19 protein-coding genes and 1 riboswitch are annotated in these 26,121 nt (G+C 71.9%); of the genes, 9 read left to right on the top strand and 10 right to left on the bottom strand.

Annotated features, from left to right (window positions below):
• Positions 1 to 58 precede the first annotated feature (58 nt).
• Positions 59 to 2,725 (bottom strand): DUF5682 family protein, encoded by a 2,667-nt coding sequence (locus tag ACIBU0_RS21335; RefSeq protein WP_398820842.1) that lies wholly within the window; start codon positions 2,723 to 2,725, stop codon positions 59 to 61.
• Between the two features lie 684 nt (positions 2,726 to 3,409).
• Entirely contained in the window at positions 3,410 to 4,540 is a 1,131-nt protein-coding gene (locus tag ACIBU0_RS21330; RefSeq protein WP_398820495.1) for an AAA family ATPase, read from the bottom strand.
• Positions 4,541 to 4,709: 169 nt separating this feature from the next.
• Between ACIBU0_RS21330 and ACIBU0_RS21325 the strand changes: the two genes are divergently transcribed.
• Both ACIBU0_RS21325 and ACIBU0_RS21320 read left to right on the top strand, forming a co-directional pair.
• On the top strand, positions 4,710 to 6,065 hold the full coding sequence (locus ACIBU0_RS21325) for an SWIM zinc finger family protein (protein WP_398820493.1): 1,356 nt from the start codon (positions 4,710 to 4,712) through the stop codon (positions 6,063 to 6,065).
• Between the two features lie 183 nt (positions 6,066 to 6,248).
• A complete protein-coding gene (locus ACIBU0_RS21320) occupies positions 6,249 to 7,904 on the top strand; it encodes a DUF5691 domain-containing protein (protein WP_398820490.1) in 1,656 nt (551 codons plus the stop codon).
• On the opposite strand, the gene ACIBU0_RS21315 is transcribed toward ACIBU0_RS21320, so the two are convergent.
• Entirely contained in the window at positions 7,901 to 8,317 is a 417-nt protein-coding gene (locus ACIBU0_RS21315; RefSeq protein WP_398820487.1) for a cobalamin B12-binding domain-containing protein, read from the bottom strand. The genes ACIBU0_RS21320 and ACIBU0_RS21315 overlap by 4 nt on opposite strands.
• 647 nt (positions 8,318 to 8,964) lie before the next feature.
• Here ACIBU0_RS21315 and ACIBU0_RS21310 point away from each other — a divergent pair.
• Both ACIBU0_RS21310 and ACIBU0_RS21305 read left to right on the top strand, forming a co-directional pair.
• A complete protein-coding gene (locus ACIBU0_RS21310) occupies positions 8,965 to 9,843 on the top strand; it encodes a lipase family alpha/beta hydrolase (RefSeq protein WP_398820484.1) in 879 nt (292 codons plus the stop codon).
• 308 nt (positions 9,844 to 10,151) lie between these two features.
• Entirely contained in the window at positions 10,152 to 11,639 is a 1,488-nt protein-coding gene (locus ACIBU0_RS21305; RefSeq protein ID WP_398820481.1) for a M23 family metallopeptidase, read from the top strand.
• Positions 11,640 to 11,707: 68 nt separating this feature from the next.
• Here the strand turns inward: ACIBU0_RS21305 and pcrA are convergent, their stop codons facing one another.
• Complete coding sequence (pcrA, locus tag ACIBU0_RS21300; RefSeq protein WP_398820478.1) at positions 11,708 to 14,194, bottom strand: DNA helicase PcrA; 2,487 nt, start codon at positions 14,192 to 14,194, stop codon at positions 11,708 to 11,710.
• 370 nt (positions 14,195 to 14,564) lie between these two features.
• Positions 14,565 to 14,731: riboswitch (cyclic di-AMP (ydaO/yuaA leader) on the top strand.
• An 8-nt stretch (positions 14,732 to 14,739) separates the two neighbouring features.
• Here pcrA and ACIBU0_RS21295 point away from each other — a divergent pair.
• Positions 14,740 to 15,903, top strand: coding sequence for an NlpC/P60 family protein (locus tag ACIBU0_RS21295; RefSeq protein ID WP_398820476.1), 1,164 nt, complete (start codon positions 14,740 to 14,742; stop codon positions 15,901 to 15,903).
• 135 nt (positions 15,904 to 16,038) lie between these two features.
• Here ACIBU0_RS21295 and ACIBU0_RS21290 read toward each other — a convergent pair whose 3' ends face one another.
• A complete protein-coding gene (locus tag ACIBU0_RS21290; protein WP_398820474.1) occupies positions 16,039 to 16,392 on the bottom strand; it encodes a hypothetical protein in 354 nt (117 codons plus the stop codon).
• Between the two features lie 459 nt (positions 16,393 to 16,851).
• On the opposite strand from ACIBU0_RS21290, the gene ACIBU0_RS21285 reads away from it, so the two are divergent.
• Positions 16,852 to 17,913, top strand: coding sequence for an NlpC/P60 family protein (locus ACIBU0_RS21285; protein ID WP_398820471.1), 1,062 nt, complete (start codon positions 16,852 to 16,854; stop codon positions 17,911 to 17,913).
• A gap of 21 nt (positions 17,914 to 17,934) precedes the next feature.
• On the opposite strand, the gene ACIBU0_RS21280 is transcribed toward ACIBU0_RS21285, so the two are convergent.
• Complete coding sequence (locus ACIBU0_RS21280) at positions 17,935 to 18,654, bottom strand: LuxR C-terminal-related transcriptional regulator (protein WP_398820468.1); 720 nt, start codon at positions 18,652 to 18,654, stop codon at positions 17,935 to 17,937.
• On the bottom strand, positions 18,651 to 19,976 hold the full coding sequence (locus tag ACIBU0_RS21275; protein WP_398820465.1) for a PspC domain-containing protein: 1,326 nt from the start codon (positions 19,974 to 19,976) through the stop codon (positions 18,651 to 18,653). The genes ACIBU0_RS21280 and ACIBU0_RS21275 overlap by 4 nt, the downstream gene beginning before the upstream one ends.
• A 143-nt stretch (positions 19,977 to 20,119) precedes the next feature.
• On the opposite strand from ACIBU0_RS21275, the gene ACIBU0_RS21270 reads away from it, so the two are divergent.
• Together ACIBU0_RS21270 and ACIBU0_RS21265 are read left to right on the top strand one after the other, a co-directional pair.
• Positions 20,120 to 21,550, top strand: a complete 1,431-nt coding sequence (locus tag ACIBU0_RS21270; protein WP_398820463.1) for a PspC domain-containing protein — start codon at positions 20,120 to 20,122, stop codon at positions 21,548 to 21,550.
• Positions 21,537 to 21,788, top strand: coding sequence for a hypothetical protein (locus ACIBU0_RS21265; protein ID WP_398820460.1), 252 nt, complete (start codon positions 21,537 to 21,539; stop codon positions 21,786 to 21,788). The genes ACIBU0_RS21270 and ACIBU0_RS21265 overlap by 14 nt, the downstream gene beginning before the upstream one ends.
• A gap of 21 nt (positions 21,789 to 21,809) precedes the next feature.
• On the opposite strand, the gene ACIBU0_RS21260 is transcribed toward ACIBU0_RS21265, so the two are convergent.
• Together ACIBU0_RS21260 and ACIBU0_RS21255 are read right to left on the bottom strand one after the other, a co-directional pair.
• A complete protein-coding gene (locus tag ACIBU0_RS21260) occupies positions 21,810 to 22,340 on the bottom strand; it encodes a DoxX family protein (protein ID WP_398820457.1) in 531 nt (176 codons plus the stop codon).
• A gap of 402 nt (positions 22,341 to 22,742) precedes the next feature.
• Positions 22,743 to 24,023 carry a hypothetical protein gene (locus ACIBU0_RS21255; protein WP_398820455.1) on the bottom strand — a complete coding sequence of 427 codons (1,281 nt, stop codon included), beginning with the start codon at positions 24,021 to 24,023 and terminating at the stop codon, positions 22,743 to 22,745.
• A gap of 295 nt (positions 24,024 to 24,318) precedes the next feature.
• Between ACIBU0_RS21255 and ACIBU0_RS21250 the strand changes: the two genes are divergently transcribed.
• Positions 24,319 to 25,209, top strand: a complete 891-nt coding sequence (locus tag ACIBU0_RS21250; RefSeq protein ID WP_398820452.1) for a DUF4429 domain-containing protein — start codon at positions 24,319 to 24,321, stop codon at positions 25,207 to 25,209.
• A 5-nt stretch (positions 25,210 to 25,214) separates the two neighbouring features.
• Here the strand turns inward: ACIBU0_RS21250 and ACIBU0_RS21245 are convergent, their stop codons facing one another.
• Positions 25,215 to 26,021, bottom strand: coding sequence for a class II aldolase/adducin family protein (locus ACIBU0_RS21245; protein ID WP_398820449.1), 807 nt, complete (start codon positions 26,019 to 26,021; stop codon positions 25,215 to 25,217).
• Positions 26,022 to 26,121 lie beyond the last annotated feature (100 nt).

Here is a 26,121-nt window from a genome sequence, read left to right as displayed (position 1 = left end):
GGCCCGACGGCTTCCACCACTCCGGCCCTCGCCCTCGGTTCGCTCGCTCCGTCAGTAGTCATCCGCTCGCCCCCACAAGGTCGTTCTCGCCAAAGCTGCTGTCACCACCGCTGTCACCACCGCTGTCGCCATGGCCGCCGTCGCCATGGCCGCCGTCGCGAAGGCCGCCGTCGACGAGCCTGGGCTTGTTGGCCCCTCCCGCTCGCTGAAGCCCGAGGAGCAACCGCACCACCGGCACCACGGCATCTGCCCGCCCGGCGTCGAGCTCGGCGGCGAATCCGGGTATGCCGACGCCGCCGACCCCGGCGCTGCGCCGCTGCCCCGGACCACGCCGCACCAGCTCCCCCAAGGTCCGCCGCACCCCCGGCTCATACGCCGAGAAAGTGCGCCTCAGCAGCGGCAGCACATCTGTGAACGCCTCTGCCGACACCCCCGTCAGCCACGCATCGACCAACCCGAGCAGCCGCTCGTCGTGCACGAGCAGCATCCCGCCACCCGATCCCCCACCGACGAACCCCTCGATCCACACGGCCGCGTCCGCCGGCGGCGTCCCCGGCGACAGGGCGAGCCCCATCAGCCGCGCCGCCTCGTCCTGCGCCAACTCCCCGTCGTCCAGCAGCAGCCGCACGGCACGCCCCCGGATGACACCGGGCACGCTGTCCCGCCGGGACAACACCCGGAGCACGGCGTGCCAGCGGTGACGCAGGGTGCCGTGGCCGAGGGTGGTGGGCGAGTTGCTCACCGCGTCGCCCAGCAACCCCACCGCTCCCTGCACCGCGTCCACATGCCGCCGCATCTCCTCGGCCGCGTCCGCGTCCAGGGCCGCGCAGGCCGGGGGCAGGCCGACGAAGATGCGCTCGGCGAGGCCGGCGGCGACTTCCGCGAGCGCCCCGGTGTCCGTTCCGCGGACGTCGCCGTACCGCAGGGAGCGGACCAGTGCGGGCAGGGCCTGGGCGAGGTGGCCGACGTCGGCGTCGAGGGCGGCCCGGTCGGCGAGGATCCGCATCACCGCGGGCAGCGCGTCCGGGAGTTCGGCGAGCAGGCAGCGCTCGGCGAGTGCGGTGACGTCGGCGAGGCCCTGCGCGGCGACGGCGTCCGCCTCGGCCTTGGCGGTCGCCGCGGCGAACACGGTGGTCCCCCACACCCCGGCCTCCGCGACCCGCACGGACAACTCGGGCTCCCACCGCAGCCGCCACGTCTCCCGGAACGTCCCCGTACTGCCCCGCGACGCGACCGGCTCGCCCCACTCCACGCCGAGCAGCCGCAGCCGGTGCAGCAGCCTGCTGCGCTCGGCGTCGTTCTCCTTGCGCAGGTCGAGCTCCAACTCCCGCTCCAGCGCCTCCGGTTTCAGCCGCAGTCGGCGCTGGATCCGGTCGAGGTCCCGCTGCAACGGCACGGCCGGTGCCGACGGCGGCACCTCCCCCAGTACGTCGCCCACAACGAGCCGGTCGTGCACCAGCGCCAGCGGCACGTCCGAGCCCTCGCACATCACCGCCCGTACCGCGTCGGTCGTCTCGCTCAGCCCCGGCAACGGACGACCACGCATCGCCGCGAGCGTCTCCGCCAGCCGTACCGCCTCGATGACGTGCGCCGAGGACACGATCCGGTCCTCGTCCCGCAGCAGCCCTGCCACCTTGGTCAGCCACCGCTCGACCGGCCGGTCCGGGGCGCTGAAGAGGTGCCCGTACCACCCCGGCGAGTCGATCCCCGCCCCGTAGCCACCGGCCCGGGCCAGCCGGCGATACGTCCACGGCACCCAGGTCATGTCCGCCTTGACCTTGGGCAGCCCCTTCAGCAGTGCCTTGTCGGCGGCCACGGTGCTCTTCTGCCGCAGCGCGGGCACATGCCACGCCCCGCACACGACGGCCACATCGTCGCCGAACTCCCGCTGAACGCCGCGCACTTGGAGCCGCATATGGGACTCCCGCACAAGATCCCGCTCATGCCCGCCGCTCCCGTACGCCTCCCGCAACGCCCCCATGGCCTCCTCCAGCACCACGAACGGCGCGAACGCATCCCCGTTCCCCACGCCCCGGTGCTCGACGACGTCCTCCCACCACCGCTCGGGGTCGTCGTAGCCGGCGGTTTCGGCGAGCACGGCGAGGGGATCGAGCCGGACGTCGGTGCCGGGATCGCTCTCGTCCGGCCCGCCGTTGCCGGCCGAGCCGGGTGCGGGCACAGGATCTCCCGCCCCGGCGGCGTCAGCCGGATCGCCGTCCCGGACGCCGCCCTCGGCCCCCGGCTGAGCGTCGGCATCCCGGTCACGCGCCTCACCGGACTCCGCGTCGAGCGCCTCCTCCTGCTTTCCCCACGCCAGCGTGTGTGTGGCCGGCAGGTCGATGAAGCGGGCCGGGACCCCGTGCTCCAGAGCCCAGCGGATGGCGACCCATTCCGGGGAGAACTCGGCCAGGGGCCAGAAGGCCGAGCGTCCGGGCTCGTCCACGGCGTGGGCGAGGAGAGCGACGGGCGGCCGCATGGCCTCCTCGGCGGCGAGCGGAATCAGGGCATCGGCCTCGGGCGGTCCTTCGATCAGCACGGTGCGCGGCCGGGCCGCGTCCAGCGCCGCCCGCACCGCCCGCGCCGACCCGGGCCCGTGGTGCCGTACGCCGAGCAGCAGCGGCCACGATGGCTTCACGAGCGGGGTGGGTGCGGCCGGGGTGCCCGACTCCGCCCGCACATCGCCCACTGGATGGGCGCCCGTCTCCAGGCCACCGCTCTCCGCCATGTCAACGCCTGTCACACCGAACCCCCTCGCCTCCGCGGTTACCCCGTGTCCTCATCGCACGCCCTCCCGAACCCGACCTCGCAGCGCCCCGGTCACAGACGCCCTCGCCGCCCCGCCGCTCACCTCACCGACACGCCTTCGCATCTCGGCGTATGCCGCCCCTCACCCCCTGGCCTTGCCCTGTCCCCATCCACATGGCCCGCGCCCTGTCCCCATCCGCATGGCCGAGCCTTGTCCCGATCCGCATGGCCCGCGCCCTGTCCCCATCCGCATGGCCGAGCCTTGTCCCGATCCGCATGGCCGCGCCCTGTCCCCGTCCGCCGGGCCGCCCCAGTCAGAACGTCTGCGGACCTCCCTCACGGGCCGCCCCGGTCAGGACGTCCGCGGACTCCTTCACGGGCCGCCCCGGTCAGGACATCCGGGGACTCCCTCACGAGTCGCCCCAGTCGGGGCCGCCACTGATGCCCCGCACCGGCCCTCCCGTCAGGACCGACGCTGACGCCCCGCCCCCGCCCTCCCCTCAGGACCACCGCCCCCCGCGTCGCTCACCGGCCGCCCACGCTGCCTCCCGCACCCGACCTCGCGGCACCACTCCCGCGAGACGCCCGGCCACGTACACGCCCGGCTTGGATCCCCCCGTCTTGGAACCGCCATTGGGGCGGCCCCACCCCAGGTCGTCGTCGTTCACGCGCTCACCTCCCGGCACGCCCGATAGAAGTCCGTCCAGCCGTCCCGCTCCCGCACGACCGCCTCCAGGTACTCCTGCCAGACGACCCGGTCCGCCGCCGGATCGCGGACGACGGCGCCGAGGATGCCCGCGGCGACGTCACCGGGCCGCAGCACTCCGTCGCCGAAGTGGGCGGCCAGGGCAAGGCCGTTGGTGACGACGGAGATCGCCTCGGCCGTCGAGAGCGTGCCGCTCGGCGACTTCACCTTGGTGCGGCCGTCGGACGTCACCCCGTCGCGCAGCTCACGGAAGACGGTCACCACCCGGCGGATCTCGTCGATCCCGTCGGGCGCGGCCGGCAGGTCGAGGGAGCGGCCGATCTGGTCGACCCGGCGGGAGACGATGTCCACCTCGGCCTCGACGCTCTCCGGAAGCGGCAGCACGACCGTGTTGAAGCGGCGGCGCAGGGCGCTGGAGAGGTCGTTGACGCCACGGTCGCGGTCGTTGGCCGTGGCGATGAGGTTGAAGCCGCGGACGGCCTGCACCTCCTGCCCCAACTCCGGTATGGGCAGCGTCTTCTCCGACAGGATCGTGATCAGCGTGTCCTGCACGTCGGCCGGGATACGGGTCAGCTCCTCGACGCGGGCGGTCATGCCCTCCGCCATGGCCCGCATGACCGGGCTGGGCACGAGGGCGTCCCGGCTCGGGCCGTGCGCGAGCAGCTGCGCGTAGTTCCAGCCGTACCGGATCGCCTCCTCCGGCGTGCCCGCCGTGCCCTGCACGAGCAGCGTCGAGTCGCCGCTGACCGCCGCGGCCAGGTGCTCGGATACCCAGGTCTTCGCGGTGCCGGGCACGCCCAGCAGAAGCAGGGCCCGGTCGGTGGCGAGCGTGGTGACGGCGACCTCGACGATGCGGCGCGGGCCCACGTACTTCGGCGTGATCACGGTGCCGTCCGGCAGCGTGCCGCCGAGCAGATAGGTGGCCACGGCCCACGGCGAGAGTTTCCAGCGGGCCGGGCGCGGGCGGTCGTCCTGCGCGGCCAGCGCGGCGAGTTCATGGGCGAAGGCGTCCTCGGCGTGCGGTCGCAACGCCACGGACGGTTCGGCCTCCTTCGCTTCGACGGACGTCGGTTCTACGGACACAGGCATGGCAAAGTCCCCCTCCAGCTCGGCCGGTTCAGCCGCCGTTTCGGATCTGGCATCCACGTTGCACCACGCCACTGACAATGCGTTCCGACCTGCGCAAACGCGCTCGCGGAGCCACTCGCTGCCCCTCGGCCCCGGCCGATTGTCAGTGGTGGGATCTACCTTCGATGGCATGACTCAGCAGGGGGTGCGCTGGACTGCGGACCAGGTGCTGGCACTGGCGCCTGACGCCGCGTCACGCACAGCGGGAAGCAAACTCGGAGCGGCGGGGCCGTGGTCCGAGGCGGGGAGTTCCGACGAGGGGACGGTGTGGGGGCTGTGCAAGGGCAGTGGCAGCAAGCCGTATCAGACGGTCATCGACGTCGCGGACGCGGCGGGGCCCGCGTACAAGTGCAGTTGCCCGAGCCGCAAGTTCCCGTGCAAGCACGCGCTCGGACTGTTGCTGCTCTGGGCGGGCGGGGACGGCGCGGTGCCGTCCGGGCCGGCGCCGGACTGGGCGGAGCAGTGGATAAAGGGGAGAAGGCAGCGGGCGGATGAGAAGCGGGCCGCGGGCGCGTCGGGTTCCTCGTCGGGGACCGGTGACCCCGGGGCGGCGCGGCGCAGGGCGGAGCGCCGCGCACTGCGGGTCACCGCGGGGGCGACGGAGCTGGAGCAGCGCCTGGCGGACCTGCTGCGCGGCGGTCTGGCCGGCGCGGAACAGGCGGGGTACGGCCTGTGGGAGGAGACAGCGGCCCGCATGGTCGACGCCCAGGCCCCCGGCCTGGCCGCCCGGGTACGGGAACTGGGGGCGATCCCGGCGTCCGGCCCGGGGTGGCCGGTGCGCCTGCTGGAGGAGTGCGCCCTTCTTCACCTCCTCGACCAGGGCTGGCTTGGCCGCGAGCGGCTGCCCGACGGCCTGGCGGACACGGTCCGTTCCCGCATCGGCCTGCCGGCCTCGGCGGACGGCCCGACCGTGCGGGACCGCTGGCTGGTCCTGGCCCAGTACGACACGGCGGACGTGAAACTGACGACGCGCCGGATATGGCTGTACGGCGGCGAGTCGGGCCGTACCGCACTGCTCCTCTCTTATGGGGCGGCCGGCCGGGCGCCCGAGCTCGCCCTGCCCGTCGGTCTGACCCTGGAGGCGGAGGTGTCGGCGTATCCGGGCGCCGGGCAGGTGCGGGCGGCTCTGGGCGAGCAGTTCGCACCGCCCGCTCCGACCGCGATACGGCCACCGGGCGTGACGACGGTCGAGGCGACGGCCCGTTACGGCGAGGCGCTCCGCGACGACCCATGGCTGGACTCCGTCCCGGTCACCCTGGACCGGGTCGTACCGACCCCGGACGGCGACTCCTGGCAGCTGGCGGACGCCGATGCCGACACGGCCCTGCCGCTCACCCCCGCCGCACGGGCCCGCCCGGGCCTGTGGCGCATGGTCGCGCTGTCGGGCGGCGCCCCGATCAAGGTGTTCGGGGAGTGCGGCCACCGCGGCTTCACCCCGTTGACGGCCTGGCCGGAGGGCGCGGGTGAGGCGGTGCAGCTGTGCTGAGCGGCGCGTTTCGCAGCGGCTGGCCGCCGCCACCGCCCACCCTTACGGCGTCCGCCGTCCCGGCCGTCCCCACCCGTCAGGCCCACCGACTCGACCCCACCCGGCTCCGGTGACCGCTCCACCACTCCACGACATCCGGCACGAGGGCCACGAGGGCCACGAAGGCAGAGAGGAATGAACCTCATGAACAGTCCCGCGACTTCGGTGGATTCGCCGGCGCCGGACGCCTGGGAGGACCTCGTCACAGCCGCCCTGCTCGGCACGGACCGGCGCACGCCCCCGGGCTGCGAGCCTGGCCCGGAGGCGCCGACGGCACTGCTGGACACGGCGGCGGTGGAGACCGTCCGGCGGCGGGCGGGGCTACGGCCGGCGCGAGCGGCGCAGCGACCCCAGCCGGCTCCCGAGGACCCGCGTCCCGCGCTGCCCCCGGCAGCGGCCCGCCGGCTGGCGATGCTGCTGGCCGATCGTCCGGGCGCGGCCGGTGGCGGCCGCAGAGGCACGGCACCGGACCTCATGGAACTGCTCCCCCAGTGGCTCGCGACGGCGAACGCCCGCGGTTTCGCGCCGCCCCCTCAGGCGCTCCCCGCGCTGCTGGACGCGGCGCGGGGACGTACGGATCTGCGGCCGGCGGCGCTGACGTTCGCCGGCCCGCGGGCGGTGTGGCTCGCCCGGCTGAACCCGGACTGGCGCTTCGCCCTGCGCGCGGCACCCGGCCGGGGTGCGGCGCTGCCGCACCTGGAGGACGCGGCCGAGGTCCAACAGCTATGGCGGGAGGGGCTGTTCGCCGAGCGGGTCGCCCTGCTCTCCGCGATACGGGCGCATGAGCCCGCCGCCGCGCGCGAGCTGCTGGCCAGCACGTGGGCGACGGAGCGGGCCGAGGACCGGCTGATGTTCCTCGACTCGCTGCGCACCGGGCTGGGACCGGAGGACGAGCCGTTCCTGGAGCAGGCGCTGGCCGACCGGAGCCGCAATGTCCGGGCGACGGCGGCGGAGTTGCTCTCGGCGCTGCCGGGTTCGGCGCTCGCCGCGCGGATGGCGGCGCGCGCCGGGGCGTGCGTGGCGCTGGACCACACCCAGCAGACGCCGACGATCGGTGTCGAGGCACCGCACCAGTGCGATGCGGGCATGGAGCGCGACGGGGTCGTACCCAAGGCTCCGGCAGGACGGGGTGAACGGTCCTGGTGGTTCGGTCAGTTGATGGAGGCGACACCGCTCGCCGCGTGGCCGGGGCGGCTCGGGGGACGTACACCTCGGGAGATCGTGGAGCTGCCGGTGGCGGACGACTGGCAGAGCGAGCTGCACGCGGCCTGGTGCCGGGCGGCGGTGCGGCAGCGGGACGCCGAGTGGGCGCGGGCGCTCCTCGGATCACCCTCGGCACCCGAGGCCGGCGGCCCGGGCGCGGTGTCCCTGGCGGAGCGGGCGAAGCTGCTCGGCACGCTGGGCTCCGCCGAGCGGGCCGAGTGGGTGGCGGGGTTCATCGCGACGCACGGTCTGTCCGAGGCGTTTCAGCTGCTCGGGGTGTGCGCGGTGCCGTGGGCGGCGCCGCTCGGGCGCGCGGTGGTCGACGCGCTCAACATCGCGCGGGACGCGGGGAGTTATCCATGGAGTTTCAGTGGCGTGATGGGCTTGGCCGAACGCTGCCTCGATCCGGCCGAGGCGAGCCGTCTCGACGCCCTGCTGGCGGTACCGGACGAACCGGAGGACGCGTCTCCGGGCGCAGGCGGGTACTGGGCGGAGGCGTTCCAGCGACTCGTCACGACGTTGCGGTTGCGGGCGGCCATGGCCGAGGAGCTGGAGCCGGTGCCCACCCCGGACCACCCGCTCCGCACAACGGTCTAGGCTCCGGCCGGCTGACGCACGTTGGCCCGCACCCAGTCCACGATCGCCTGCGTCGTCGCCCCAGGCGTGAAGATCTCCGCGACGCCCTTCTCCTTCAACGGCGGAATATCCGCTTCGGGGATGATTCCGCCACCGAAGAGCAGAATGTCCTCCGCGTCCCGCTCCTTGAGGAGGTCGATCACCGCGGCGAAAAGGGTGTTGTGGGCGCCGGAGAGGATGGAGAGACCGATCGCGTCCGCGTCCTCCTGGATCGCGGTGTCGACGATCTGCTCGGGTGTCTGGTGAAGCCCGGTGTAGATGACCTCCATGCCGGCGTCGCGCAGCGCCCGCGCGATCACCTTGGCTCCCCGATCGTGGCCGTCGAGCCCCGGCTTGGCCACCACCACGCGGATCGGACCGGCTGCCACACCCATCACTGCCTCCATGAAGCGACTACATCCATCCGTACCGACAAGTACTGCCCATATATGAGTTATGCCGCACACGGCGCACATGTCATACATGGTGCGCGTATTGCGCGTTTCCGCCGCTCACCGCGCCGAACGCGCCTCCACGGCACGGACGCCCGGGCCACACCGCCCGGGGAAGTGAACGAACGTTATCTCCAGCATCCCGCAACCGGCAGTTTCGCGGTGCAGACCGAGGGGGAAATCACACGGTGGGACACGTTCGCCGCGCACCGTTCCACATCACCGCGGCACACGGGCCGCAGCAGCTTGCGGCCCCGCGTCGCAGCGGAACCACGCGCAACGGGAGCCGCAACGAGGTCGCCGCACCACCGCGCCGCAGGGCCGCGCGACGTGAGGGTGCGGCGCATCGACGGTGGCACGAAGGGCACGCAGGGCAGGTAAGGCACGACAGCGGGGAGCCTCGTCGCCACACCGGCAGGGAGCCTCGTCAGGTCACCGGCGCATCAAGGCCGACCGGGCCGACTCGCGTCACGCGCCTCACTTGTCCCACGCACCCTCCGCTCGCCCCGCCGGCCGCCTCCGCCGCGACTTCCCACGAGGGCACACGGGGGCCGGAGCCGTCCTCCTGCGTGCCACAAGGAGGTCGGGCCATGAAGGTCACCGGGGCAGCACTCCCCTTTCTCCCGCTCTGCCGGCGCCTGCTCCCAGGCAGGCTCGCCGGTCTCTCCCTGGCCCTGCTGAAGGCGACCGCCCTGGAGATCGCGATCCTCGCCGGACACCTGCTCCTCTATCCCTCCGGCATCACCCAGGAGCGCCGGTCCACGCCCACGCTCCCGACACAGGGCTCCCCGGCCGCCAGGGGCACCACCCAGCTGCCGACGGAGACCGACCCCCCGGTCGTCCTGCTGCACGGTTTCATCGACAACCGCTCGGTCTTCGTCCTGCTGCGCCGCAGCCTCGCCCAGCACGGCAGGCACCAGGTCGAGTCGCTCAACTACTCCCCGCTGACCTGCGACATCCGCATCGCCGCCGAACTGCTCGGCCGGCACATAGAGGAGATCTGCGAGCGCACCGGCAACCGGCAGGTCGACATCGTCGGGCACAGCCTCGGCGGGCTCATAGCGCGTTATTACGTGCAGTGCCTCGGCGGCGACCTCAGGGTCCGCACGCTCGTCACCCTCGGCACCCCGCACTCCGGCACCCGTGTCGTCCCGCTGGCGAACGCGCACCCGATCGTCCGTCAGATGCGCCCCGGCTCACCGGTCCTAGAAGAACTGAGCCGTCCCGCGCCCGGCTGCCGTACGCACTTCGTGAGCTTCTGGAGCGACCTCGACCACCTGATGGATCCGCTGGACACGGCCTGCATCGACCACCCGGACCTGATGGCGCAGAACGTCCGCGTGAGCGGCATCGGCCACCTCGCCCTGCCGGTGCACCCCGCCGTGGCAACCGGAATACGGCAGGCCCTCGACGCGGCAGGGGCGGGCGCCGAAGCCGCCCGCCGGGCAGGCGGCCTCACCGTGGCGTGACCGGCAGGCCCCGACAGCTCCACCGACGGCGCCCCGGCGGCGCCCTCGGTGCCCGCCTCAACACCTGAATCACACCAGCCACACAGCCTCGGGACAGCCGAGCGACCTCGAACAATCTTCGAACACAAGGCCAAACTCGCGCCCGCAGTCCGCCAAAACACGGCCGAATGCCCGTTTCCTGCGCGCGCGAAACCTGCCGAAGATTGTCGTGCCCGCATACCGCCGGGTACAGTCGCCGCACTGCTCTGGCAGCCCCTGTTGTCGAGGCGAGAGAGAAGTTGGTGAACGATCGTCACCCGTCGGGGACCATGACCTCCCCGACTCCGGCTTCCGATGCCGCCTCGGCGCACTACGCGCCCTACGGCGCCCAGGAAGCCCAGTACGGTGACTCCACCACGTACGGCACGTACGACGCCACCGGTTTCGACGCCGCCGGCCACACCACCACGACCTTCGACGCGGACCCCCTGTTCGGCTGCCTCCCCGGCGAGAGCGCGGGCGGGTACGACACCACGCAGTGGTCCACGGGCAGCCAGCAGACGCTGAACTACGACGCCTATGCGGCCCAGCACCACGCCGCCTACGACACCGGCGCGTACGACACCACCGCCTGGAACACCGGCCAGCAGCACCTCGCCTTCGTCCCGCACCAGGCCACCGGCCACGACACTTCCGGGCAGTGGGACGCGAGCGCCTGGCTCCAGCCCGACCAGTCCGGCGCCCCGGCCGACCAGACCCAGCAGTGGGAATGGGGCACGCAGACCTTCGAGACGGGCACGTACGACGCCACCCAGTGGAACGCCGACGGCGGCGCCGCACAGGCGTCCGACGCGTACGAACAGTCAGCAGAATCCTTCGATCAGCAGGCGACCGCGCACTTCGAGCAGATCGAGCACGGCGTCCCCGTCGGCTACGACGACTCCGCGACCGGCTACGACCACCCCGCGCAGGGCGACACCGACCCGACCGCCACCGGCGAACTCCCCGAAGCGGCCCCGCTCCTCGACGACCAGGAAGAGGCCACCCCGGCCCCCGCCCCACGCGCCGCCTCCCGCAGCGGGTCCCGCTCCCGCCGCCGTACGCCCCCCAAGCGCTCGGCGCTGCTGACGGTCGCCGTGCCCTCGGCGTGTGTGATGGGCGTCGCGGGGATCGCCGCGGCCTCCGTCGGCACCCTGACCGACGACAAGGACACGGCGACGACGGCCTCGGACGGCGCGGCCGTGAAGCCGTCCACCGCGAACAACAAGCTGGACGCCCAGCTCGAGACCCTCGCCGCCGGCGCCGACGACTTCGCCGACCGGGCCAGCCGTACGCAGGAGCGCATCGACCTCAAGGCGCAGCAGGCGGCGGAGAAGCGGAAGGCCGCCGAAGAGGCGGCCCGCAAGGAGCGACTGCGCCCCAAGTTCGCGCTGCCGGTCGCCCAGCAAGGGCTCAGCGCCTATTTCGGGCAGGCCGGCATCAACTGGATGTCCATGCACACCGGCATCGACTTCCCGGTCTCGTACGGCACGACGGTGATGGCCGTGACCGACGGCACCGTCCGCACCCAGTGGAACAGCGCCTACGGCAACATGATGATCGTGACCGCGAAGGACGGCACGGAGACGTGGTACTGCCACCTCTCCAGCTACCGTGTCGCCTCCGGTACGACGGTGAAGGCCGGCGACCCGATCGCGTACTCCGGCAACTCCGGCAACTCGACCGGCCCGCATCTGCACCTCGAGGTACGGCCGGCCGGCGGTTCGCCGATAGACCCGCTCTCCTGGCTGCGCAGCCACGGCCTGGACCCGTCGTAGGTCAGCGCACGCGACTCACCACCTTGTGAACCCCCGCCCTTCCAGCGGGGGTTCACTGCACGGGCAGGCTAGAGCTTCTCCACCGGCGCATACCGCAACAGCAACCGCTTCGGCTTGGTGTCCCCGAAGTCGATCGTCGCCTCGGCGTTCGCACCCGTGCCCTTCACCGCCATCACGGTGCCGAGCCCGAACTGGTCGTGCGTGACCCGGTCCCCGACCGCGAGCTGGACGACCGGCTTCTCCGTGGTGCGGCGGGTGGCGAAGCCGGATGCGCCCGACGCCGCCGAACGCGAGCGGGACGAGGACAGGGAGGCCGCCACCCCGGCCGCGGGACCGGAGGACATGGGCGCGGTCGCACCCGTCCGCTTCCAGTCCACGTGCGCCGCCGGGATCTCCTCCAGGAAGCGGGAGGGCGGGTTGTACGACGGCTGCCCCCACGCGCTGCGCATCGACGAGCGCGTCAGATACAGCCGCTCACGCGCGCGTGTGATGCCGACGTACGCGAGCCGCCGCTCCTCCTCCAGCTCCTTGGTCTGGCCGAGGGCGCGCATGTGCGGGAAGACGCCGTCCTCCATGCCGGTGAGGAAGACGACCGGGAACTCCAGGCCCTTGGCGGTGTGCAGGGTCATCAGGGTGATGACGCCGGAGCCGTCCTCCTCCTCGTCGGGGATCTGGTCGGAGTCGGCGACGAGCGCGACCCGCTCCAGGAAGTCCGCGAGCCCTCCCGAGGTCTCTTCCTCACCGGTCTCCTGCTCGAACTCCAGGGCCACGGCCGCGAGTTCCTGAAGGTTCTCGATGCGGGTCTCGTCCTGCGGATCGGTCGATGCCTGCAACTCGGCGAGATAGCCGGTGCGTTCCAGCACCGCCTCCAGGACGGTCGCCGGTCCCGCGCCGGACTCGACGATCGTACGGAGCTCCTCCATCAGCGTGTTGAACCGCTTGACGGCGTTGGTCGACCGCGCGGCCATGCCGTACGCCTCGTCGACGCGCTTGAGCGCCTGCGGGAAGCTGATCTTCTCGCGCTGGGACAGGGCGTCGATCATCGCCTCGGCGCGCTCGCCGATGCCCCGCTTGGGGACGTTGAGGATCCGTCGCAGCGGCACCGAGTCCTCCGGGTTGGCCAGCACCCGCAGGTACGCCAGGACGTCCCGGACCTCCTTGCGCTCGTAGAAGCGGACGCCGCCGACGACCTTGTAGGGCAGGCCGACGCGGATGAAGACCTCTTCGAAGACACGGGACTGGGCGTTCGTCCGGTAGAAGACGGCGACGTCCCCGGCCTTCGCCTCGCCCGCGTCCGTGAGGCGGTCTATCTCGTCGGCGACGAACTGGGCCTCGTCGTGCTCGGTGTCCGCGACATAGCCGGTGATCCGCGCGCCCGCGCCCGCGTTGGTCCACAGGTTCTTGGGCCGGCGGGACTCGTTGCGCTCGATGACCGCGTTGGCGGCGGACAGGATCGTCTGCGTCGAGCGGTAGTTCTGCTCCAGCAGAATCGTCGTCGCGTCCGGGTAGTCCTCCTCGAACTGGAGGATGTTGCGGATGGTGGCGCCCCGGAAGGCGTAGATCGACTGGTCGGCGTCACCCACGACGCACAGCTCGGCGGGCGGGATGTCGTATTCGCTCGGCGGCACGTCCACGGGGTGCTCGCTGGTGCCGACGAGCTCGCGCACGAGCGCGTACTGGGCGTGGTTGGTGTCCTGGTACTCGTCGACCAGGACGTGCCGGAAGCGGCGGCGGTAGTGCTCGGCGACGTCCGGGAACGCGCGCAACAGATTGACCGTCGTCATGATCAGGTCGTCGAAGTCGAGGGCGTTCGCCTCGCGCAGCCGCGACTGGTACAGGGCGTAGGCCTGGGCGAGGGTCTTCTCGAAGCCGTCGCTCGCCTGTGCCGCGAAGTCCTCCTCGTCGATCAGCTCGTTCTTCAGGTTGCTGATCTTGGCGCTGAAGGACTTGGGCGGGAACCGCTTCGGATCAAGATCCAGATCCCGGCACACCAGCGCCATCAGCCGCTTGCTGTCGGCGGCGTCGTAGATCGAGAACGACGACGTGAACCCGAGCTTCTTGCTCTCTCTGCGCAGGATGCGCACGCACGCGCTGTGGAAGGTCATCACCCACATCGCGTTCGCGCGCGGCCCGACGAGCTGCTCGACGCGCTCCTTCATCTCGCCCGCGGCCTTGTTGGTGAAGGTGATCGCGAGGATCTGCCCGGGGTGCACATTCCGCTCGGCCAGCAGATGGGCGATGCGGTGGGTGAGCACCCGCGTCTTACCGGACCCCGCACCGGCCACGATGAGCAGCGGGCTGCCGGAGTGGACGACGGCGGCGCGCTGGTTGTCGTTCAGCCCCTCCAGGAGCGCGGCCGCGTCGATGACCGGGCGCGGGGCGCCGTCGCGGTAATAGGCGTCCCGGTCCGGAGGCACGTCGAACTTCCCGCCGAACAGATCGTCCGGAACCGGTTCCGGAGCGTGATCGTCCTCGGGCGGCGGCGGAGGTTCCTCCTCGTGGGCCCGTGGGGCCTGGAGGTCCGCCAGGAAGCTGTCGTCAAAGAGGCTGCTCATCGCTCTCCGAGTCTAGGGCGCCCCACTGACAGCCCGCGGCCGCCCTGAGAACATCGCCCGTTTCCGAGCCCGATGATCTTCCGAAACCCGCCCGCCCGACGGAATCTTGCGCTCCGGAATCCTCCGATCACGACCCGTCATCAATATCCAAAGGGGGTGCAATGGGATTAAAAGCGAGCAGGCATCACCAACACCCCATGGATCACAGACCTGCACAAACACGCCGTCACCCACTGTGATCCGCAACCCTCTGACTGAAGGTCACGAAAATGTATCGGGCATATCGAACATCAACCTTCACAGGGGCCACACGAGTTGGCTACCGTGCCGGGCAGGCCGTACGACCCCCACCGGCGAACGTCGCCGGGCCGCACGGCCTCCGCCGAGTCCGGTACGCCACTGCGACCGGAGCCGGGGACCCACCGAACCTGGGGTGAATCGGCCGGACTTCCCTCCCGGGACCGGCCGTAGGGCAACCCTTCCGAACCACCCGCCCGAACCCGACAGCTAACTCGGTAGGCGGAGCACGGAAGGAGTCGCCTCCCTTGGCGTCGCACCGCAAGTCGCGTCCCGCAGGGACACGCGTAGCAGGCATACGGACCCCCGCCCTCGCCACGGCGGCCCTCACCTCCGTGGCCCTGCTGTCCCAGACGGCCAACGCGAGCCCCTCGGCGGACGACAAGCCGAGCCTCGAAGAGGTCGAGAAGAAGGTCGACGACCTCTACCGCCAGGCGGAGTCGGCGACCGAGAAGTACAACGCGGCCAAGGAGAAGACCGCGACGCAGCGCCAGCGCGTCGACACCCTCCTGGACGACGTCGCCAAGCGCACCCAGGAGCTCAACGACGCGCGCGAGGAGCTCGGCCGCAACGCCGCAGCCCAGTACCGCACGGGAGCCGCCGCCCCCGACACCGCGACCTTCCTCCTGGCGGACAGCCCGCAGGACTACTTCGACCAGACCCAGCTGATGGACCGCATGACCGGCCGTCAGAAGGACGCGGTCGACGATTACTTCACGCAGCAGTCCGCGACGATGAAGAAGCGTCAGGAGGCCACCAAGAGCCTCGAGACGCTCACCGAGTCGCAGAACGACCTGCAGCAGGCCAAGTCCGCGGTCCAGCAGAAGCTCTCCGACGCCCGGGAACTCCTCTCGAAGCTGACGGCGGAGGAAAAGGCACGCCTCGCCGCGATCGAGAAGCGCAAGCAGGAGGAAGCCGCACGCAAGGCCGCGGAGCTGGCCCGCCAGCAGGAGGCGGAGCGCCAGCGCCAGGAGGCCGCACAGCAGCAGGCGAGCACCGAGCAGCCGTCCGACTCGAGCACCTCGGACTCATCCGCGACGGACTCCTCGTACGCCACCAAAGCCGAGAAGGCGCTGGCCTTCGCCCGCGCCCAGATGGGCAAGCCGTACGTCTGGGGCGCCACCGGCCCCGACTCCTACGACTGCTCCGGCCTCACCCAGGCCGCCTGGAAGGCCGCCGGCGTGGATCTCCCGCGCACCACCTGGGACCAGGTCAACGCCGGCACGACGGTCTCCCTCGCCAACGCCCAGCCCGGCGACCTGGTCTTCTTCTACGACGACATCAGCCACGTGGGCCTCTACATAGGCAACGGCATGATGATCCACGCCCCTAAGCCCGGCGCGTACGTCCGCGAGGAATCGATCTACTACGACGGAGAGTCGTCGATCCACAGCGTGGTCCGTCCGGCCTGACGCACGCGCGCAGCTGGGGGCGGCGTACGACTTTCACCCGGCGTCGGTGCGGGCCTGCTGGGGGCCCGCACGCCCGCGCATGCGGATCCGGTTCCGACCCCAGAACCAGGCCCGGAACCGCCCCCGAGACCGAAGTCACGTCCAAAGAACAGCGATGAAGACGTTCGCCGCGGTCAGCAGCCCCACGAGCCCGAACAGCCCCTTCTCCACCTTCTCCTCGTCCCGCTTCACATAGACGAGCCCGAGGATCACGATCAGCAGCGCCAGCTTCACACCGATCTTGATGTTGTTGACGGACTGGTCGTCCGCCTGGTTGAGCCCGACGAGGATCACCCCGGTGACCAGCATGGTCACGGCGCCGTGCAACATCGCGGGGACGAACCGGGCGGTGCCCTGACCCATCGCCTTCATCTGCGTGAAGAAACCACCGAGCAGCGCGGCGATACCGATGATGTGCAGGCCGACGAAGAGATGGATGAGTACGTCCATGAAGCCGGAGCCTAATCGGCTGCATATATGCGCCCCATAGCACCCCCCGTTCCCCGTGGCCCCCGAAACCGCCACATCGGTCATCACCCCGCGTCGACCCGACGCCCCCGCTCGGGGATCACGCTCACTTACGGTCATCCCCCGGTCCGCTCCCGGCACTTCCGCACAACGCGTCACCGACCCGACACAGGGAGGTTTAGCGTCCTCCACCAGGTGACCGGCTCCCCACCGCCGCCCGGGCCAGGGGCGGCAGTCGGACACCACCGCCGAGGAAAGTCCGGCGGCGGCCCGCTCCCCCTGTGTGGGCCGCCGCCGGACGCGTAGCCCGCCCCGGGGCGGTCGTACGTCCGCTCCCCCCAGGCGCTCATGCGCCCGCCGTTCTCCCGGGGCGGTGATACGCCCCCCGCTCCGGCAGGCGTGACGGGACCGGGCGGTCGTAGGAAAGGACGTGCAGTCCACGTGGCAGCGCATCGAAAGCCCCGTCAGCGCTCGGTCGGCGGCCGTACGGCCCGCACGGCATGGACGATCGCCCTGGCGGGCGCGGCGAGCGCAACCGGATTCGACGGGACGGGGCATGCCGAGCCGCAGCCGACACCGGCGCAGGTCAAAGCGAAGGTCGACAAGCTGTACCAGGAGGCGGAGGCCGCCACCGAGAAGTACAACGGCGCGAAGGAGCAGGCGGACGCGGCCGAGCGGCGGATCCGGACCCTGCAGGACGAGGTGGCACGCAGGACGGAGAAGCTCAACTCGGCGCGGGACGCGCTGGGTTCGATGGCGGCGGCACAGTACCGCGACGGCGGTCTCGACCCGGCCCTTCAGCTCGCGCTCTCGGACGACCCCGACCGCTACCTCGACGGGGCGGAGTTCGCCGAACGCGCCGGCAACCGGCAGGCGGCGTCCGTCGCCGCTGTCCGCCAGCAGCTACGGGAGATCGAGCAGCTGCGCGGGGCAGCACGCATCGAACTGACCTCGCTGAAGTCCCGCCAGGCCGAACTGCACCGGCACAAGAACACGATCACCGGCAAGCTGGACACGGCCCGGGGCCTGCTCGCCCGGCTGACCGCCGAGGAGCGCGCCCAGCTCCAGGGGGACGCGGGCCGCGCCGCACGCTCCTCCACAGGCAGCCGCGACGCCCTGACGGCCCCCGGTTCCGCCACGGCACAGGCCCCCAACTCGCGGGCGGCAGCCGCCATTTCGTACGCCTACTCCAAACTCGGCAGCCCCTACGTCTGGGGCGCCACCGGCCCGGACGCCTTCGACTGCTCGGGCCTCACCCAGGCCGCCTACCGCGCGGCCGGCCTCTCCCTGCCCCGCACGACGTACGCCCAGATCGACGCCGGACGCCGTGTCTCGCGCTCCGAACTCCTCCCGGGCGACCTGGTGTTCTTCTACTCCGGCATCAGCCATGTGGGCCTCTACATCGGCAACGGCCAGATGATCCACGCCCCGAACCCGTCGGCGCCGGTCCGGGTGGCCCCGCTCGACGAGATGCCGTTCGCGGGCGCCACGCGGGTGGCGTGAGCGAGCGGGCCGGGACCGGGCTCAGACCAGGCGCCGGGCCGTAGCCCACCGCGTCAGCTCGTGACGGTTGGACAGCTGGAGCTTCCGCAGGACCGCCGAGACATGGGACTCGACCGTCTTGACGGAGATGAAGAGCTGCTTGGCGATCTCCTTGTAGGCGTAGCCGCGGGCGATCAGCCGCAGCACCTCCCGCTCGCGCTGGGTGAGCCGGTCGAGATCCTCGTCGACCGGCGGCGCGTCCGTCGACGCGAAGGCGTCCAGCACGAACCCGGCGAGGCGCGGCGAGAAGACGGCGTCGCCCTCCTGAACCCGGAAGATGGAGTCGACCAGATCCGTGCCGGTGATCGTCTTCGTGACGTATCCTCGCGCCCCGCCCCGGATCACCCCGATCACATCCTCCGCCGCGTCCGAGACGGAGAGCGCGAGGAAGCGGACGGGCTGCTCGGTGTCCGCCATCAACGGCGCGCAGCGACGCAGGACTTCGACGCCGCCACCACCCGGGAGGTGCACATCGAGGAGGACGACTTCGGGCCGGGTCGCGGTGATGACCGTGACCGCCTGGTCGACGTCCGCGGCCTCGCCGACCACCTCGACGCCGGTCTGCTCGGTGCGGCCGATCTCGGCCTGGACTCCCGTACGGAACATGCGGTGGTCGTCGACGAGGACCACGCGCACGTGCCGCTCGCCCGCGCTCCCGCCGGTCGACTCCACAGGCTCGTTCGCCTCGGTCGGGTCGCTCATGACGTCTTCTCCGCCCTCTCCATCTCCAGCTCGACCTCCGTACCACCGCCCGGCACCGCCCGGAGCCGGGCCGTGCCGCCGTTGCGCTCCATGCGGCCGATGATCGATTCTCTAACGCCCATGCGGTCGGCGGGTATCGAATCGAGGTCGAAGCCCGGACCGCGGTCCCGGACGGACACGAAGACGGTCTTCCCCTCCACCTCGGCGTAGACCTGTACGGCGCCGCCCTCGCCACCGTACTTCGCGGCGTTCACCATCGCCTCGCGCGCGGCCTGCATCTGTGCGCCGATCTTCTCGTCGAGCGGGCAGTCGCCGACGACCACGACCTCTATGGGGACGCCGTGCTTGTCCTCGATCTCGGCGGCGTTGCGCCGGACCGCGTCGGCGAGGTTGCTGGGTTCGTCGGCCTCGTCCTTGCCGGTGCCCTCGGGTTTGTAGAGCCAGGTGCGCAGGTCTCGCTCCTGGGCGCGGGCGAGGCGGCGGACCTCGCCGGCGTTCTCCGCGTTGCGCTGGATCAGGGTCAGGGTGTGCAGCACCGAGTCATGGACGTGCGCGGCGACCTCGGCGCGCTCCTGGGCACGGATGCGCATCAGGCGCTCCTCGGAGAGGTCCTGGGTCATCCGGACCAGGTACGGCCCCGCGAGGAGCGTTATGCCGACGAGGACGACCAGGGCAGCCTGCAGGACGGAGCCGAGGTGGGCGGCGGAGCCCTGCAGCACGAAGATGCCGGAGACACCGGCCGTGACCAGCACTATTCCGCCCGCGGCACGCAGCAGCGTCAGGGTGCGCCGACGCCGCCCGACCTCCATCCAGCGCGCCCGGCGGGCGTTGTCCGCCTGGCGCCAGACCAGGGCGACGCCCGCGCCGACGAGCACGGCGGGCAGGAGATAGGCCTTGGCGCCATTGCCCAGGTCGACGCTGCCGACGAAGACCATCGCCACGACGACCATGAGGAGCAGCGCGACGATCTGCCCCTTGTCCGGCTTGCGGGCGACGAGTCTGCGGCGGCCGTCGGCCGCGGTCTCGGTGGCGAAGGGCGGCGGCCTCTGTGCGTCGACGCCGCCGACGCCGAGCGGCACGAAGAACCAGAACGCGGCATACAGCAGTGCGCCGAGGCCGTCCGCCATGAACAGGCCGACGAAGACGAGCCGCACCCAGATGACGGGCAGCCCGAGATGTCCGGCGAGCCCCCGCGCCACGCCACCGAGCCAGCGTCCGTCGCTGCTGCGGTAGAGCTTGCGCGGCGGCCGCGGTTCGACGAGGGGCGCTGCTGCGGCTTCCGGCATGCCATCGATGGTCACACGGCCGGACGACCTGGGCATCAGGGTCGACCCCCTAGACTCCCCTGATCTTCGAGGCCCGCCGCGTCGAACGCACCCCGGGCCCCCGCCTCAGGGCCGATATCAGGGTCCGACCAGGGTCGTTCCGACTCCCGTCAGGCCGACCCGCCCGTCACCATGGACACATGACAGATCACCAGCACGCCGCGGACTCCGTGCCCGAGCCGGACGCCGTGCCCCCGGGCACCCCGTCCGGCGCGGCGTCCGCGAGCGCCGCGGGTGAGGAACCGCGCGCACCCGCGGGCGCGGGAACAGGGACGCCCCCGGAAGCGGGCGTCCTCGCCCCGCCGCACAGGTTCCGGCGCTACCGGCGGCACAAGATGCTGGCCGGCGTGTGCGCCGGGCTCGGGCGGCAGTGCGACATGGACCCGGTGATCTTCCGGATCACGCTCGCCGTGCTCTCCGCGACCGGCGGCATAGGCCTCATCTTCTACGGCTTCGCCTGGCTCCTCGTCCCGTACGACGACGAGGACGAGAACGAGGTGCGCAAACTGCTCACCGGCCGCGTGGACGGCCAGGCGCTGACCGCCGTGCTGTTCGCGCTGGTCGGCTGCGGCGTGTTCCTGACGCTGCTGGCGAACGGCACTGTGCTGGCCTTCGCCGTCGTCCTCTCCCTCCTCCTGGCGGGCGCCGGCTACTGGTCAGGGCACCGCAGCGCCACCGACCCGGACCCGCTCGCCGCCCAGGCCGTCGCCGACGCCCCACCGGAGGCCCAGGCTCCACCGGCCCCCGCCGCCTACCCCTCCTGGTGGCGGGACCCCATCGTCAAGGACGGCACCCACGAGGGCGGCACGGGCTACCTCTGGGGCCCACGCGACTCCCGGGACCGCGACATCGCGGCAGCCGTCAACATCGGCCTCGGCACCCCCTGGGGCAGCCGCGAGGACCTCCGCGCCCGACGCCCCCGGCAGCCGAAGCCCCGCGGCCCCCGCTGGATCGGCGGCTGGGTGTTCCTGCTGGCCCTCCTCGCCGGCGCCCTCGGCACGGGCTCGACCTGGGAGGACCACGCCCTGGGCACCAGCCTGCAGACGGGCCTGTCCTGCGCCCTGCTCGTCCTCGGCCTGGGCATAGCGGTCAGCGCGTTCCTGGGCCGCACCGGAGCGGGCTCCATATTCCTCGCGGTCATCACGGCAGGCCTCCTCGCCGCCTCGGCAGCACTGCCCAAGGACATCGGCACCCAATGGGTCGAGCGGAACTGGCGCCCGACGACCGCGGCGGACGTACAGCGGCACTACGACCTCGGCGCCGGCGTCGGCACGCTGGATTTGACCCGGGTGGAGTTCACCGAAGGCCGGACCGTGATGACCAGGGCCGATGTGGGTGTGGGACGGCTGAAGGTGATCGTCCCCAAGGGCGTGACCGTGAAGGCGAGCATCGACGTGGGGGTGGGAGACATCCAGTTGCCGGGCGAAGACGAGCGGGACGTGGACGTGGCACCGGGCAAGCACAAGGAGCTGACCCTGACACCGGCCGCAGGCACCGAGGAAGCGGGCACGCTGGACCTCGACCTCAGCGTCGGCGTGGGACAGGCGGAGGTGAGCCGTGCTGCGTCATGAGTTCCAGCCCGGCCGACTGGTGGCCGGCACTTTCCTGACCCTCGCGGGCATCATCTACGCCGGTGATGCGGGCGGCGCCTGGGAGACGCCGTGGTTCGTGGTGATCCCACTGGTCGTGGGCGGCCTGTTCCTGGCAGGCACGGCGGCCGCCGTGGCCCGGGGCATACGCAGACGCCGCCGACCGGCCCACGGCACCACCACACCGCCCCCGGCCCAACAGCCCGACGCGCCCCACTGACGACGCGGGACCCGGCATCCGCTAGCGATAGCCTCCCGCCCGCTGTCGTCGCCGTGCGCGGAGTGCGGCGTCCACGGAGAGCATGGGAGCGCCCGCGAGGACGAGAGGCAGCCAGGCCATCAGATACGCCAGGTCATTGCCGTAGTAGTACGGATCGGAGGCCCAGCTCACCGTCAACCACAGACTCAGCGAGATGAGCGCACCGCCGAGCGCCGCAAGGCGGGCGAACAGCCCGATGAGGATGCCGATCCCGACGGCCAGCTCGCCGAAGGCGATGGCGTAGCCGAAACCGACGGGGTTCTTCAGAGCCATGTCGACCAGGGCCGGGATGGCCGAGGAGTCACGAACGGCACGCATCATGTCGCCGATCGAGCCCGAACCGGAGTCCTTCATGAAGGCGCTGTCGGTGAGTTTGTCCAGGCCGGCGTAGATGAACGTGACGCCGAGGAAGACCCGGAGCGGGAGCAGTGCGTACCGGGTGGCGGTGTCCCGCCAGTCCCGGCCGCCGTCGAGATAGGGGAGGTGCGTGTCCGTGTGCATACCGTGAGTCATCGCCCGTAGTCGCCTCTCGCCGCCGTGCCGTGACCCCTCAAAAGACCATACGTACGCAATGCCTGCCCGGCTCAATTTCCCCGCACACGGGTGTCGGCGCAGGGCCTGCCGCCCCCATGGGTGTGTGAGGGACAGCGGCCCGCAGTCGCCCACGGCGGGAAGGGGACGTGCCGGGGGGTGTCCGCCCGCAGCGGCGGGCGTCAAGACGCAGCACCTCTCTGCCCAACGGCAACCGCCCGACCGAGGACGGACACCCCCCGGCGCGGCCCCAACCACCCACCGACCGCAGGCGCTACGCGAACCCCCACCCCACCCGCACAGGCCGCCGCAGGCATCACGCGCACCCCCACTCCCCCCGCACAGGCCGCCGCAGGCATCCCGCCCAACCGCCGGAGGCACCCGTCAGTCGGTCACGTCAATCGCGTACCGATTGGTCTCCACCCCCGCCGCAGTAACCACCTGCACCTCCACCCGCCCCGGCTCCACATCCGCCGGTACAGGCACCGTCAACACCGCATCCGTCGGATTGCTGAATCCTCCGGCCACCGGCACCAACGGCACATGCACATGCACGGCCCCGATCCGCACCACCATCCGCGACAACCGGTCCGCCCCCTGCGCCCCGGGCGGCACGAACCCCGCTCCCCGGATCTCGATGTCGTCCCCGGTACGAATCGGTGCGTCCAGGTCCCCGGCCTCCCGCGCCCGCACCACAGAGAGGATCACCGGCCTGCCGCCCTCCGCATACTTCCCGGCCAGATACGTCGCCGCCGAGATCAGCACCACGACCGCCAACCCCCACGGCAGATCCGGCAACTGGTCCGGCCGCCGCCCCAGCCGCACCGCCGCGAACAGCAACGCGACCCCGCCGATCACGACGTACTGGATGTCCGCGAACGCCCCCCGGCCAGCGTCATCCGTCAGGAGATCGGCCGCCCGAGGCCGATCCGCCCGTACCTTCTGCAGCCGCTGCCCCAGTACCCGTACCCCGACCACCCGCCGCACCAGCACCGCGATCGCCGACACCACGGCGAGCACGGTCACCACACCGGCAGCCCGCCCGAGCTCAAGACCCGCGAGCAGCGCGTCCCGCTCCGCGTGCCCGGATGCCGCCGCCAGCCGCCCCACCAGCACGAGCACGGCGTACGCCGTGAACAGCACCCACGCCCCGGCCACCGCGCGCGAGGTGGACAGCCGGTTGTCCTCACCGATGACCGGCGCCAGCGCGCCGCCCCGCGCCCGGTGGAACCAGGAGGCCGCGGTGAGCGCCCCGGCCGTCACCAGCGCCGCCAGCAGTCCGGCCGTACGCGCCGCCGTCCACCCCGCCCCGATCGCCGTGAGCGCCTGCACCAGCAGCAAGGCCAGGACCAGGCCCCAGACCACACACGCCGTACGCCACCACAGCCGCTCCAGCCATGCCGCGCCCTCGGCCCGTCCACGCTCGGCGACCAGTTCCGCCGACTGCGTCAGCTCCTCGGAGACCCACTGCCGGGAGGCGGAGGCGGAGTGGGCCACCGCGGCCGGCAGCCCCTGCCCGGCCGCGAACTCGTCCCGCTTCAGCAGGAATTCGGCGACGGCCCGCCGATGCCCCGCACGCGCCCCGTGCGGACAGTCTCCACAGGTGCAGCCACCCCCGTGCACGCCCCCTGCCGCGCCGCTCCGCCCAGCCTCCTGCACCGCCACGCCCGACGCCCGCCTTCCCTGCGACCTCACGCCTTACAGCCCTTACGGCCTTATAGCCTCACGACCCCACGATCGGCAGCCCGTCTCAGATACCGGCCACCACAGCCCCCCGCCCCCGTGCCCGCCCCACCACCGGGACCTCCGCCGCCCAGCCACCGGCCCGACCACCGCCCCGCCCGCAACTGCCCGGCACCGGAAGCGAATTGTGCCCTACCTCACCCACCCCACGCCCGACAGCACCCACAGCCCGGGTGACGAGCGGCCCCCGTGTTGACCCTGCTGCGAGAATTTCTCTATGGCCGAGATCATCCAGCGCGACGGGACCTGGGCCTTCGACGGCACAACGGTCCGGATCACGCCGGGACTCCACCGCTCCGTGCCGCTGTTCCGGCAGACGTACGGAGAGATCGCCGTACCGCTCGAAGCCGTATCGAGCATCGTCTTCGAACCCGAACGCAAACGCGGACGCCTGCGCATACGGCTGCGGGAGGGCGCCGACCCGCTGCTCCAGGCGACCGGCGGCCGGCTGCCCGACACGGCGGATCCGTACCGGCTGACGGTGGACATCGACCGCTCCGGGGCCGCCGAGTACGTCGCGGAGGAGATCCGGCACGCCCTGCTCCTGGACCAGATCCCCAAGGAGCCGACCAAGACCTACCTCCTCCCCGGCCCGCCGGTCCCCGTCTCCGTCCGCTCCTCCGACGGCACGGTCTCCTTCGACGGCACCCAGGTGCGGATCGACTGGTCCGACACCTCCGACCGGGTCAAACGGGCGACCGGCCCGAGGATCATCCACGTGGGCGACGTCGTGCAGGTCGAGTGGCTGCCCAACTCCGGCTACGAGGACGGTTTCCTGCGCTTCGTGACCCGCGAGACGCTGTTCTCCAAGCTGCCGCCGGAGAAGGACCCGTACGCCCTGGACCTGTGGGGCAGTGCCCGCCGTGACCTGCTCACCGCGCTGGTCGCCACCGCGGTCACCGCCCGTCTGCCGCACCCGTCCAGCCGCACCGGCGTCGAGCAGACCGGCCGCGACCGTCTGACGGCATCGGTCCCGGTCCCGGCCCCGGCCGACCACCACGACGTACTGCTCCGCAGGCTGCGGGAGTTGGGCGAGCTGCACCGGGACGGAGTGCTCACGGACGAGGAGTTCGCGATGACGAAGGCGGTGGTCCTCCGGGGTTTCTGACCGCGTCAGCTCAGCAGATCCGGTTCGCTCCGGCTGATGTCCTGCCACAGCGGCTGGTAATTGATCCACGCGACCAGGTCGCCGCCCAGCTGCTCGCGGGTGGCCACGGCCTGTTTGTGGTCGATGAGGACCGGACGGCCCGCCGCCCGTGCGGTCAGCTGCACCTGGCAGGAGCGTTCCATCGACAGGAACCACCAGGCCGCCGCGTCCACCGAGTCGCCGACGGTCAGCAGCCCGTGGTTGCGCAGGACGAGCGCCTTGTGCGAGCCGAGCGCGGTCGCGATCCGGCGGCCCTCCAGGGCGTCGACGGCCACCCCCGAGTAGGCGTCGTAGAGCGCGTGGTCCTCGTAGAAGGCGCAGCTCTCCTGGGTGATCGGGTCCAGCAGCTCGCCCAGCGCCGCGAGCGCGCGCCCGTGCACCGAGTGGCAGTGGGCGACCGCCACGACGTCCGGGCGGGCGGCGTGGACCTGGGAGTGCACGGTGAAGGCCGCCTGGTTCACGTGGTAACGGCCGTCGATCACCTGTCCCTCGGAGTTGGCGAGCACGAGGTCGCTGACGGTGACGTGCTTGAACGGCATCCCGAACGGGTTGACCCAGAAGCAGTCGCTGAACTCGGGGTCGCGCGCCGTGATGTGACCCGAGACCCCGTCCTCGAACCCGAGCCGCCCGAAGACCCGCAACGCACCCGCGAGCCGTTCCTTGCGGTGCCGGCGCTCCTCCTCGACGGAGTCGTGCATCGGCGGCATCGCGAACTGCAGCCGGTCGGACGGCAGCGGCGTGGGCGGCGTGGGCCCGAGGGGCGTCCCGTGCATGTGTCCTCCAGCACTGGGGTGCTTTACGGGGCGGAAGTTACCGTCGGTCAGCGCAGGAGAACAGACATGTTCCGTGAAGATGACGCACGCAACCCTCGCA

Source organism: Streptomyces sp. NPDC049627, assembly GCF_044465645.1.
In the GTDB taxonomy this organism is placed as follows: Bacteria; Actinomycetota; Actinomycetes; order Streptomycetales; family Streptomycetaceae; genus Streptomyces.
This window is presented reverse-complemented; position numbering and strand designations above follow the sequence as displayed.

Excerpts from the sequence above, each read along its gene's own strand:
- ACIBU0_RS21335 (WP_398820842.1), bottom strand. The coding sequence starts at position 2,725 with ATGGCGGAGAGCGGTGGCCTGGAGACGGGCGCCCATCCAGTGGGCGAT.
- ACIBU0_RS21330 (WP_398820495.1), bottom strand. The coding sequence starts at position 4,540 with ATGCCTGTGTCCGTAGAACCGACGTCCGTCGAAGCGAAGGAGGCCGAA.
- ACIBU0_RS21325 (WP_398820493.1), top strand. The coding sequence starts at position 4,710 with ATGACTCAGCAGGGGGTGCGCTGGACTGCGGACCAGGTGCTGGCACTG.
- ACIBU0_RS21320 (WP_398820490.1), top strand. The coding sequence starts at position 6,249 with ATGAACAGTCCCGCGACTTCGGTGGATTCGCCGGCGCCGGACGCCTGG.
- ACIBU0_RS21315 (WP_398820487.1), bottom strand. The coding sequence starts at position 8,317 with ATGGGTGTGGCAGCCGGTCCGATCCGCGTGGTGGTGGCCAAGCCGGGG.
- ACIBU0_RS21310 (WP_398820484.1), top strand. The coding sequence starts at position 8,965 with ATGAAGGTCACCGGGGCAGCACTCCCCTTTCTCCCGCTCTGCCGGCGC.
- ACIBU0_RS21305 (WP_398820481.1), top strand. The coding sequence starts at position 10,152 with ATGACCTCCCCGACTCCGGCTTCCGATGCCGCCTCGGCGCACTACGCG.
- pcrA (WP_398820478.1), bottom strand. The coding sequence starts at position 14,194 with ATGAGCAGCCTCTTTGACGACAGCTTCCTGGCGGACCTCCAGGCCCCA.
- ACIBU0_RS21290 (WP_398820474.1), bottom strand. The coding sequence starts at position 16,392 with ATGGACGTACTCATCCATCTCTTCGTCGGCCTGCACATCATCGGTATC.
- ACIBU0_RS21280 (WP_398820468.1), bottom strand. The coding sequence starts at position 18,654 with ATGAGCGACCCGACCGAGGCGAACGAGCCTGTGGAGTCGACCGGCGGG.
- ACIBU0_RS21275 (WP_398820465.1), bottom strand. The coding sequence starts at position 19,976 with ATGCCCAGGTCGTCCGGCCGTGTGACCATCGATGGCATGCCGGAAGCC.
- ACIBU0_RS21270 (WP_398820463.1), top strand. The coding sequence starts at position 20,120 with ATGACAGATCACCAGCACGCCGCGGACTCCGTGCCCGAGCCGGACGCC.
- ACIBU0_RS21260 (WP_398820457.1), bottom strand. The coding sequence starts at position 22,340 with ATGACTCACGGTATGCACACGGACACGCACCTCCCCTATCTCGACGGC.
- ACIBU0_RS21250 (WP_398820452.1), top strand. The coding sequence starts at position 24,319 with ATGGCCGAGATCATCCAGCGCGACGGGACCTGGGCCTTCGACGGCACA.
- ACIBU0_RS21245 (WP_398820449.1), bottom strand. The coding sequence starts at position 26,021 with ATGCACGGGACGCCCCTCGGGCCCACGCCGCCCACGCCGCTGCCGTCC.